This is a genomic window from Staphylococcus sp. 11262D007BW, assembly GCF_053547815.1.
Genome location: NZ_JBPWPJ010000001.1, coordinates 526,933 through 538,120 on the forward strand (window position 1 = coordinate 526,933; position 11,188 = coordinate 538,120).

The following is an 11,188-nucleotide window of genomic DNA, read 5'->3' on the forward strand; positions in this document are numbered from 1 at the left end:
GGAGTGAGACGATATAGGTCTCATTCCTATTTTTTTATTTAGGGACAATACGCTAACATTTTCATAAATGTATTAACAAAATCTTCGCTTTCAATATGCTCTACGATTGTCGCATTGGTATATTGACTTTCAAATGTGACATAAGTACGACCTACTTTTTGAGGGTGTGACAATTCAACCTCCACATGAGCTGCTTCAGTTTGAAATAAGTTAGGGTAACATAGATACATCATTGTGTAGGCATCATAAATATTAAGTCCATCTTGGAAAGCTTCATTACGATAATGTTTGAATAAATGATAAAGCATGTTACCCGTAGGATTCATCGATTTGATTTCTGATAAACAAGGGAAGGGAAGATTGCTTTTCCGAGTCACATCAAGACCTACCATCGTAATAGGGATGCCACTATTAAATACAATTTGAGCTGCTTCAGGATCAACATATACATTAAATTCTGCTGACGGTGTTACATTTCCTGCACCTACACTACCTCCCATGAGTACGATAGAATCAATAGATTGTTGTACTTCAGGAAAGGTTCTAAGCAACAGTGCAATATTTGTCAATGGACCAATAGGTACGAGTGTGATGGGTTGAGTAGACGATACGATTGTATTACGCATGGTAAGTATGGCGTTTTCAGTGGATGGTTCGAAAGAGGGAGAAGCAAAGTTAAAACCTGCTAAACCATCATCACCATGCACATGTTCAGCATGAATTGCTTTTCTGACTAAAGGTGTTGCTTGTCCTTGTACAACTGGCGTCGATTGATTAAAAAATGTAAGTAATTTTAAGGCATTTGTTGTCGTCTGTTGAACATTTACATTTCCATGAACAGTACTGATTAAACGAACATCTAGAGCAGGGTGGTGTAAAGCAAAGGCAATCGCAGCTGCATCATCAATGCCAGGATCAGTATCAATAATAATTGGACGTGGATTCATATTAATCTCCTTTCAACTTAATAATCGTACTGTAATATAAGAAAAACACTTGTGCAATGAATGCACAAGTGTTTTTTAAGGTATTAAAGGTGAGCACCATGTCCACCTTGCATTACCCAATAAGTTCCCACAACAATAATGATTGTGATGATAATCGCAAATATAACTTTCGCTAATTGCGCACGTCCATCTCTACCTTCAGTTAGATGCATGAACATTAGAAGTTGTAAGAAGGCTTGGATAAATGCAAAACCGAAAATAATGGTGATTTTCACATTTAATGCCATCGATGTGTACAGAGTTACAAATACGGCTAGTAACGTTAATATGATTGAGGCAATAAAGCCAATTGTATGTTTAACTATTGTGTTCATCCGCTAAACACCATCCCTATCATATATACGGCAGTGAAGATGAAGATCCATACAACATCTAGGAAGTGCCAGTATAAACTTACTATAAATATTTTAGGTGCATTATATTTATTTAATCCACGCATGAAAACTTGAATTAATAAACAAATTATCCAAACGATACCGAAGGATACGTGAGCACCGTGAGTTCCTAATAGAATAAAGAAACTAGACCAATAAGAACCAATTGTTGGATTAGCACCTTCCATTGCATAATGTGAAAACTCATAGATTTCAAATCCAATAAATCCAATACCAAGTAAAATAGTAATGATCATCCATACTAAGAATAAATTTTTCTTTTCTTTACGCATGTAATAAATCGCAATACCACAAGTATAAGAACTTGCTAAAAGTAAGAATGTCATTATTAGTACAAGTGGTAGTTCGAATAATTCAGTAGTCTCCATGCCACCGTATCCGCCACCATGTTGCAATGTTAATAATGCTGCGAAAAGCGTACCGAAAAGGGCAAATTCAGCTGTAAGGAAGATCCAGAAACCAAATTTATTTACATTACCTTCATGCGTACGTGAATCAATTGTATCAACTTGATTACTCATGGTTCATTGCCTCCCTTTCTTCCTGACGTGCTTTTCTCAACCGTGCTTCAGTTTCAGCAACTTCACTTGCAGGAATATGATAGCCATGATCTTGTTGGAAACTTCTCCAGATCATTAATGCGAAAATACCAACTAATGAAAGGATAGCAGGTAGAAGTGTTTCAAATACTAAGAAGAAACCACCAATTAGGAATAATATACCCATCCAGAAACCAATATGTGAATTGTTTGGCATGTGGATGTCACCGTAATTGTGATTATCTAGGTAATGTCTACCTTGTGCTTTCATATCAACAAATGAATCAATATCATCCCAATCAGGAGTGATAGCGAAATTATATTTAGGTGGAATTGCTGATGCAGTTGACCACTCTAAACCTCGACCAAGGCCACCCCAGTTATCGCCAGTAGCTTCACGAGGTGCTTTAATATGGCTGATCACGATATTTCCTACAAAGATAATGAAACCGAGAGCCATTAATCCTGCACCGATTGATGAGATGAAGTTTAATAACCACCATCCATCTTCAGGTACATAAGTGAATAAACGACGTGGCATACCATCAAGACCTAAAATGTATTGTGGTAAGAATGTCACGTTAAAACCAATCATAAAGATCCAGAAGAACCATTTATTTGGTTTTTCAAAGAGTTTGTATCCCATTGCTTTTGGATACCAGAAAATCATTCCGGCAAAAGCAGCAAATACTACACCCGCTACAATTGTATAGTGGAAGTGTGATACTAAGAAATACGTATTGTGATATTGATAGTCAGCAGATGCCATCGCTAACATAACACCTGTTACACCACCAATAACAAAGTTTGGTATAAATGCTAATGCGAAAAGCATTGGCGATTCAAAGGTAATCCGACCTTTGTGTAACGTAAATAACCAGTTAAAGATTTTAACACCGGTTGGTACTGCGATTAACATTGTTGTAATTGAGAAGAATGAGTTAACTAATGCACCATTACCCATTGTGTAGAAATGGTGAACCCAAACTAAGAAACTTAAGAACGCAATACCAGCTGTTGCCCATACCATGCTTTGATGGCCGAATAGGCGTTTACGTGCAAAAGTTGGAATAATTTCCGAATAAATACCAAATGCAGGCAAGATAAGAATATATACTTCAGGGTGCCCCCATACCCAGAAGAAGTTTGCCCATAACATTGGCATACCACCATTTGATAGTGTGAAAAATGCCGTATCAAAGATTCTATCAGTTGTCATTAATGCTAATGCGACTGTTAGAGGTGGGAATGCCAAGATAATGATTAACATTGTAATGAATGTTGTTACAACAAACATTGGCATTTGCATAAATCTCATGCTTGGTGTTTTTAATCGTAAGATTGTTACGAAGAAGTTAACACCTGTTGCTAGAGTACCAAGTCCAGCGATTTGAATAGCGATTAAATAATAATTAACACCTGGTCCAGGACTAAATTCACCAGCGAGTGGTGCGTAGTTTGTCCAACCTGCTGCAGGTGAACCACCGATAATGAATGAAAGGTTAAATAATAGCATACCTGCTACAAATAACCAAAAACTAATGTTGTTTAATAATGGGAATGCAACGTCACGGGCACCAATTTGTAAAGGAATGATAATATTCATTAAACCGATAACAAGTGGCATTGCCATGAAGATAATCATGATAACACCGTGCGTTGTAAAAATTTCGTTATAATGATGTGATTCTAAGAAAGGGTTGTTTGGTACAGCCAACTGAAAACGGATCATGAGTGCGTCTATACCACCACGTACAAACATTAAGACCGCACAGAATAAGTACATAAATCCGATTTTTTTGTGGTCGACTGATGTGAACCATTCCTTGTATAAGTATCCCCAGAGCTTAAAGTAAGTAAGCGCAGCGATAACAGCAATCACTAGGAACGGTGCTGAAATCTGAGCTAGGGTAATCATCCAGTTACCTTTTACTAAAAGCTCATTCCATGGAAAGTCCAACATTAATGTCCACCTCCACTTTTAAGTTCTTCTTGTGTTTCATCTTTAGAACCTTCGTGCATTGCTTCCATTTCGTCCATAGCATGTGCTTCTGATTTTTTGAACTCACTATCGTAAGGTTCATCATTTTTCAGAATGTTTAAATCCATACCATGACGTTCATAGTTAGCATTTGTCACTTGAGGTTTACGAGCTGGTTTATTTGGTTTATCTAATACACCTTTTGATTGATCGTAGAAGTTAGGGTCTTTAGGTGTGAAATTAAAACGATCATAAGCATAGAAGATGTACTCAGGGTCACCAGCTGGATCGACGAAGTCCATATGTGTACCACTAAATGTTAACTCACTATTTTGAGTTACAGGTAAAAGTTGTTTATCAAATGTGTCTTGATCAAGTTTTTGTTTTGATTGTGCATCTTTTACCCAATCATCGTATTCACTCTGACTTACTGCATCCACATTGAATGTTTGGCGAGAGAAACCTTCACCATTGAAGTTAGAGTTACGACCACGATATGTTCCTTCATCATCTGCTTGTAAAGTCCAGTCCATCGTCATGCCAGTCATTGCATATTTTTGACCGCCAAGTTGTGGAACCCAGAAACTTGTCATTGTATCCATTGATTGAAGTTTAAAATTGATTGGACGGTCTGTTGGAATTGTTAAGTGATTAACCGTTTCAATTTTTTCTTCTGGATACGCAAAGAACCATTTAAAGCCACCGCTTACTGCATAGATCTCAATTGGATCATCCTCAGCTTTTGGTGGTTCTTCGTAAAGGTACAATGAACGAACAGTTGGAATCATTAATGCAATTAAAATAATTACAGGGATGACAAACCAAACTGTCTCCATTAAAACACTGTGATGTACTTTACCTGACTCACTTGTATTCGTGTAACGATATTTATAAGTGAATATAGCGAACAGAATAAGTACGACGACAACAATGACAACCATAAAGATAATTGAATACATGATCAAAAATCTTGAATCGTTTGCCACTGGCCCTTTTGGATTAAGAACTTCAACGTCAGAACAGCCCGCAAGTAAAAATAGTGTTCCAAGCGCTAGAAGTATAGACTTAAATTTTGACACTTTTTTTGACCTCCTAATACTACAATTGTAGGGCTTATATCAATTTTAAAATAATATGTAATATTTACAAGTGCCATTTTAAAATTTTATTTAAATATTAAGAGTAAACCCCTTGTGACTCTAGGCGTGTCATAGGGTTTGTTAAATTTTAAAATTATGTGTACATTTTGTGAAAAGTCTAAAACTGGTACATTAATGTAGAAAATGGGTATAAAAATTAGATTTAAATAGGGTGATTAGATCATTTGAGGGGAATTTCGATCCGGTTTATAGGGAATGTGCTAATAGGCATAGTTATTCATATTGGGTATCATTAAAGGTGGGATTGAGATTGGTACAAGTTAGTCGTTGTAACGATAGTGTTAAAGCGACAAGGCTGGGTGACTGGCTATGGATGTCCAGAGTATCAAAGTATGCGTCCCAGCCTTATAGGACATAGTGGTCCTCGTTATTAGAATTACAGTTGAAGGGCAAATAGATTAAATATGAGAAGTTGTTGGATCAATAACTTGTATCGTTCTTGAGGATGTTTGAATAGCACCGTCAGAATCTACAACTTCATAATTAAGGTGATATTTACCTTGTTTAGACGTATCAACGAAACCGTTGACTTTAATCTGGTCTGTTAGGTCACCATCTTCTTTATCGTAAGCTGAAACGCCTTCCAGTGGATTACACGACTGTCCAATATGTATAATAGTATTGTCAGTGCCTTTAATAGAAGGAATGGTGTTTGTTGTAGCTTCAGCATTAAGATTAGGTGAGACTAATGTGGCAGAGACACCAATTGCTGATAAGGATTGAAGTAACTTTTTCATAACGTGCTTGATCCTCCATTTCATCTAATATTACTCATGATTATAAATGAGGCCGATTCAGATGAAATCATCCCAGAGACCTATCTTAAGTTTAAATAATAATATCATCTTATAACTTGATTAAATGATAAGAGATTTCGTTTGATTAAGTTGTAAGATGATAAAATGTAATATCTATACAGGAGTGATTTTATGTTAACACAAGAAGAAAAAGGAATTATTTTAGACACAGTTCCAGTATTAAAAGAAAAAGGGACAGAGATTACTTCAAAATTTTATAACAGAATGTTCAATCAACATCCAGAACTTCGTAACATGTTCAACCAAACAAACCAAAAGAAAGGTTTTCAATCAACAGCCTTAGCACAATCTGTTTTAGCTGCAGCAGTCAATATTGATGATTTCACACCAATCGTTCCAATCGTTAAAGAAATTGGTTATAAACACTGTGCATTAGATGTACGTGCAGAACATTATCCAATTGTAGGTGAAAACTTACTTGCTGCCATTCAAGATGTAGTAGGTATCGATGAAACACATCCAATCATTAAAACATGGGCTAAAGCATATGAGATTATTGCTGACGCATTTATTTCAATTGAAAAAGATATTTATGCGACGATGCTTTGGGAAGGATTTAAACCTTTCAAAATTGAAAAAATCGAGCAAATTACAAAAGATATTAAATCATTTACTGTTAAATCAGAGGACTATGATTTAAGTCAGTACGAAGCAGGTCAATATATTACAGTTGATATCGAAAGTGAAAAATTACCATACCGTGCTAAACGTCACTATTCCATTGTTGATGGTGGTAAAGATTATTTAACATTTGGTGTACGTCGTGAAGTGAGTGGTAATCACGAAGGTGAAGTATCGACTGTTTTACATGATGAATTTAAAGAGGGCGATATGATTAACCTTTCAGCGCCAGTTGGTGGATTTAAAGTGCATAACATCGATAAGCCACAATTATTCTTAGGCTCTGGAGTAGGGGTCACACCTCTAGTTTCAATGTATCGTAAAGCTGCAAATAATGGTTCAAAAGCACAATTTATTAATGTTGCTAAAACTTCACATGATGCTGCTTTTGATAAAGCATTACAAACAATCACTGATGAACATGAAGCAGCTTCACTTCACACGCATGCACGTGATAAAGAAGGTTATTTAGAAGCGGATGAGCTGAAATCATATTTAACTGATGATACAGAAGTTTACATTTGCGGTGGTACACCTTTCTTACAATCAATGATTAAAGAATTAGAATCTCTCAATGTTGATGATTCACGTATTCACTATGAAACATTCGTACCTCGCTTAAGTGTAGAAGTTTAATCAAATATTAAAATAGAGCGTTAAGAGATAAAGCGGTAAAGCCCTGGAAAACTGATGAACGGTACCAAAAAGCAAGATTTCGACAAAAAGTTCACGATTTGTTAAAATTTGACGAATTATCAATGTTCAAATGTGTTTCGTCACATTTGTAAGAATGACTAACTAAACGAACTCGTTCTTTATCGCGTTCGCTTATGCTTAAATCTTAACCGTTTTGTCCCAACGTTATATTGAGAGTAGTACGGAAATCAAATCGATTTCTTTACTACTCTTTTTTTAGGACAGAAAATGAAAAATGCGACCTTATAGTATGTATTCTATAGGAAAATAAAAAACGAACATTAACCAAACGAATTGGCTAATGTTCGTTTTTTATAACTACAAGACATTGGAATGGATGTGGTTTATTCTAAGCCACGTCTCATTTTTTCAGCGATCAGTGTATTATTTAATACCATTGTAATAGTCATTGGGCCTACACCGCCAGGAACAGGTGTAATTGCACCAGCGATTTCTTTCACATCTTCATATTCAACATCGCCTTTAAGTTTACCATTTTCATCTGGTGTATTACCCACATCGATAACTACTGCGCCTTCTTTAACGTCGTCTTTAGTCACCGTACCTGGACGACCTACAGCACTGACGATAACGTCTGCATTTTTAATGTGATCACTCACATTTTGACTGCGTGAATGTAATACAGTCACTGTTGCATTTTGTTGAATTAATAATTTAGCAACCGGTTGACCAACAATATGACTGCGGCCAATTACAACGGCATTTTTACCTTCTAAATCAATATCAGCATGTTTAAGTAATTCCATTACGCCAAGAGGTGTACATGGGATAAGTTTTGCTTCATCTAAATATAAACGACCAATATTGATTGGGTGGAAACCATCTACGTCTTTATCTGGATCAATGGCATCTAATACTTTTTGTTCATCTACTTGTTTAGGTAGAGGTACTTGTACAAGGATACCACTCACACTATCATCATTATTTAAGCGATCTAATTCTTTTAATACTTTTTCTTCAGATGTTTCTTCATCTAAATGAATAACTTCTGAAATCATACCAATTTTTTCTGCTGCCTTTTTCTTAGAACGCACATAACTTTGACTCGCACCATCGTTACCAACAAGAATTACAGAAAGTTTAGGTGTATAGCCTTTTTCTTTTAATTTTTCAACCTCATCTTGTAATCCTTGACGATAATCTTTTGCGATTTGTTTTCCGTCTAAAATTTTTGCACTCATTAAAAAATCCTCCTTTGAATAGATCGAACAATACGAATGGTACATTATAAATCGTATCATTCTTTCAGCAAAATACGAAATATAATGCGTTATTCAGTTTTAAAGTTCGATTTTTACATTGAAAAAAGCATGTATACTTGTTATGCTATACCTGTAATATACATCTTATAATCATGAAATTTCAAATTTTTGAAAGGGTGTTCATAGTGAAAGTAGCAGTCATAATGGGAAGCTCTTCTGATTGGGATATGATGCGAGAAGCTTGTCAAATGTTAGAAGAATTAGGCGTAGAGTATGATAAGAAAGTCGTATCTGCTCATCGTACGCCTCATTTGATGGTAGAATTTGCGACGAATGCACGTAAAAATGGCTATTCTATTATTATTGCGGGTGCAGGCGGCGCAGCGCACTTACCAGGCATGGTCGCTTCAATGACGACGTTACCTGTTATAGGCGTACCAATTGAATCTAAAAGTTTAAAAGGTATGGATTCATTACTATCTATTGCTCAAATGCCAGGAGGAATTCCTGTCGCAACAACTGCAATCGGTAAATCAGGTGCTAAAAATGCAGGCATTTTAGCAGCACGTATGGTAGGTATGACAGATCAAACGGTTCAAGAAAAGTTAGAAGCATATGAAGCATCATTAGTTAAAAGAGTGGAGGCTATGCAAGATGAACTTCGATAAATTAAAGTTTGGACAAACAATCGGGATTATCGGCGGTGGTCAACTCGGAAAGATGATGGCACAATCTGCTCAAAAAATGGGATTTCGTGTCATTGTGTTAGATCCGGATCCTGAATGTCCGTGTCAGCATGTAGCTCATCAATTCATTCAAGCGCCTTATGATGATATGGAAGCATTACATCAATTAGGTCAACAAACAGATGTCATCACATATGAGTTTGAAAATATTGCGGCTGAGCAATTAAAGACACTTGTAGAAACGTATAACGTCCCTCAAGGTTATGAAGCGATTCAGCTATTACAAGATCGCTTAACAGAGAAAACAACAATACAAAATGCGGGTGCCAAAGTGGTACCGTTCATTCAAGTAAGTAACGCTTCAGATTTAGATACAGTGATTACTGAGCTTGGCTATCCATTTATCTTAAAAACACGTTTTGGTGGATATGATGGTAAGGGTCAAATTTTAGTTAAGTCAGCCGACGATTTAGAAGAAGCCAAAACGCTTGCCACAGAACAAGAATGTGTTGCTGAACAATATTTAAATTTAGATAAAGAAGTTTCGTTAACCGTTACAATCGGAAAAGATCAACAAACTGTCTTTTTCCCATTACAAGAAAATGAACATCGACAACAAATTTTATTTAAAACGATTGTACCAGCAAGAAGTGATTTAGAATCACAAGCGCGTGAAGAGGTAGAAAAAATTACACGCGCGATTCATTTTGTAGGTACATTTACGGTAGAGTTCTTTATTGATAAAGATCAAACCCTTTATGTTAATGAAATTGCACCAAGACCTCATAATTCTGGCCACTATTCGATTGAAGCATGTGACTTTTCACAATTTGATACACACGTTTTAGCAGTTACTGGTCAAACATTACCAAGCCAAATTCAATTGTTAAAACCAGCAGTTATGATGAATTTGTTAGGTAAAGACTTAGATTTATTAGAAGATGCATTTAGTGAGCATCCAGAATGGCACGTGCATATTTATGGTAAAACGACACGTAAACCAGAAAGAAAAATGGGTCATATGACATTATTAACTGACAATGTGAATGAGACTGAACAATTGATGTTGAAAACATTTGAAAGGGGCGCACACTAAAATGAGTTTACTCTATGAAGGTAAAGCAAAACGCGTTTATACAACAGATGTAGACGATGAACTTAGAATTGAATACAAAGATGAGGTTACTGCTGGAAACGGTGCTAAAAAAGATAAAATGGAAGGTAAAGGACGTCTTAACAATCAAATTACGTCTAAAATCTTTGAAAATATTAAAGACGCTGGTGTAGACAGTCATTTTATTAAACAATTATCAGAAACTGAACAACTTGTTAAATCAGTTGAGATTATTCCACTAGAAGTTGTTGTGCGCAATGTTGCGGCAGGTTCAATTACAAAGCGCTTAGGATTTGATAAAGGTGAAGTTTTTGATCAACCACTTGTGGAATTCTTCTACAAAAATGATGATTTAAATGATCCTTTAATTACAGATGACCACGTTAAATTACTTCACATTGCAAATGATGAAGACATTCAAACATTAAAAGATAATGCGCTACGTATTAATGACGTGTTAGTTCAATTAATGGATAAAATGGGACTTACACTAGTTGATTACAAAATTGAATTTGGTAAAGATCAACATGGCAATATTTTATTAGCAGATGAAATTTCTCCTGATACATGTCGTATTTGGGATAAAGAAACACAAGAAAATTTTGATAAAGACGTTTATCGAGAAGATACAGGTTCTTTAATAGACACATACCAAACTTTCTTAAATAAATTGGAGGCACTTTAATTATGAAAACTATCGAATTACACGTTACATTACAACCACAAGTTTTAGATACTCAAGGACAAGCTTTAAATAGAGCTGTTCATGATTTAGGTTATGAGCAAGTGAATGACATCCGCGTAGGTAAAGTATTATATATGACAATTGATGAGCCAACTGATGAAGCGGTGCATAATGTAATCACAACATTAAGTGAGAAACTATTTGTGAATACTGTGATTGAAGAATACAGTTATAAAGTTTTGGATGAAAAGGAGAATGCATAA

12 protein-coding genes are annotated in these 11,188 nt (G+C 35.6%); 5 read left to right on the forward strand and 7 right to left on the reverse strand.

Going from position 1 to position 11,188, the window contains the following annotated elements:
* Window positions 1-38 precede the first annotated feature (38 nt).
* From rihC to ACEE93_RS02630, 6 genes are all read right to left on the reverse strand, one after another.
* The gene (rihC, locus tag ACEE93_RS02605) at window positions 39-947 is read right to left on the reverse strand and encodes a ribonucleoside hydrolase RihC (protein WP_449154792.1); all 909 of its coding nucleotides are present in this window, start codon (window positions 945-947) and stop codon (window positions 39-41) included.
* 83 nt (window positions 948-1,030) lie between these two features.
* A complete protein-coding gene (gene qoxD, locus ACEE93_RS02610; RefSeq protein ID WP_449154793.1) occupies window positions 1,031-1,321 on the reverse strand; it encodes a cytochrome aa3 quinol oxidase subunit IV in 291 nt (96 codons plus the stop codon).
* Window positions 1,318-1,923 carry a cytochrome aa3 quinol oxidase subunit III gene (qoxC, locus tag ACEE93_RS02615; protein WP_449154794.1) on the reverse strand — a complete coding sequence of 202 codons (606 nt, stop codon included), beginning with the start codon at window positions 1,921-1,923 and terminating at the stop codon, window positions 1,318-1,320. The genes qoxD and qoxC overlap by 4 nt, the downstream gene beginning before the upstream one ends.
* On the reverse strand, window positions 1,916-3,901 hold the full coding sequence (gene qoxB, locus ACEE93_RS02620) for a cytochrome aa3 quinol oxidase subunit I (RefSeq protein WP_449154795.1): 1,986 nt from the start codon (window positions 3,899-3,901) through the stop codon (window positions 1,916-1,918). Before qoxB ends, qoxC begins: the two co-directional genes overlap by 8 nt.
* Before the next feature lie 2 nt (window positions 3,902-3,903).
* Window positions 3,904-5,001: a cytochrome aa3 quinol oxidase subunit II gene (qoxA, locus tag ACEE93_RS02625; RefSeq protein ID WP_449154796.1), complete on the reverse strand. Its 1,098-nt coding sequence runs from the start codon at window positions 4,999-5,001 to the stop codon at window positions 3,904-3,906.
* Window positions 5,002-5,480: 479 nt separating this feature from the next.
* Complete coding sequence (locus tag ACEE93_RS02630; RefSeq protein WP_449154797.1) at window positions 5,481-5,819, reverse strand: immunoglobulin-like domain-containing protein; 339 nt, start codon at window positions 5,817-5,819, stop codon at window positions 5,481-5,483.
* A 192-nt stretch (window positions 5,820-6,011) separates the two neighbouring features.
* Between ACEE93_RS02630 and ACEE93_RS02635 the strand changes: the two genes are divergently transcribed.
* Window positions 6,012-7,157: a globin domain-containing protein gene (locus ACEE93_RS02635; protein WP_449154798.1), complete on the forward strand. Its 1,146-nt coding sequence runs from the start codon at window positions 6,012-6,014 to the stop codon at window positions 7,155-7,157.
* A gap of 404 nt (window positions 7,158-7,561) precedes the next feature.
* Here ACEE93_RS02635 and folD read toward each other — a convergent pair whose 3' ends face one another.
* The gene (gene folD / locus ACEE93_RS02640) at window positions 7,562-8,419 is read right to left on the reverse strand and encodes a bifunctional methylenetetrahydrofolate dehydrogenase/methenyltetrahydrofolate cyclohydrolase FolD (RefSeq protein ID WP_449154799.1); all 858 of its coding nucleotides are present in this window, start codon (window positions 8,417-8,419) and stop codon (window positions 7,562-7,564) included.
* 206 nt (window positions 8,420-8,625) lie between these two features.
* On the opposite strand from folD, the gene purE reads away from it, so the two are divergent.
* Genes purE through purS form a run of 4 tightly spaced genes read left to right on the forward strand, consistent with a single transcriptional unit; the run spans window position 8,626 to window position 11,188 of the window.
* Complete coding sequence (purE, locus tag ACEE93_RS02645) at window positions 8,626-9,108, forward strand: 5-(carboxyamino)imidazole ribonucleotide mutase (RefSeq protein WP_449154800.1); 483 nt, start codon at window positions 8,626-8,628, stop codon at window positions 9,106-9,108.
* Window positions 9,095-10,222, forward strand: a complete 1,128-nt coding sequence (purK, locus tag ACEE93_RS02650; RefSeq protein ID WP_449156372.1) for a 5-(carboxyamino)imidazole ribonucleotide synthase — start codon at window positions 9,095-9,097, stop codon at window positions 10,220-10,222. The genes purE and purK overlap by 14 nt, the downstream gene beginning before the upstream one ends.
* Window position 10,223: 1 nt before the next feature.
* Window positions 10,224-10,925 (forward strand): phosphoribosylaminoimidazolesuccinocarboxamide synthase, encoded by a 702-nt coding sequence (gene purC / locus ACEE93_RS02655; protein WP_449154802.1) that lies wholly within the window; start codon window positions 10,224-10,226, stop codon window positions 10,923-10,925.
* A gap of 2 nt (window positions 10,926-10,927) precedes the next feature.
* Window positions 10,928-11,188 (forward strand): phosphoribosylformylglycinamidine synthase subunit PurS, encoded by a 261-nt coding sequence (gene purS / locus ACEE93_RS02660; RefSeq protein ID WP_449154803.1) that lies wholly within the window; start codon window positions 10,928-10,930, stop codon window positions 11,186-11,188.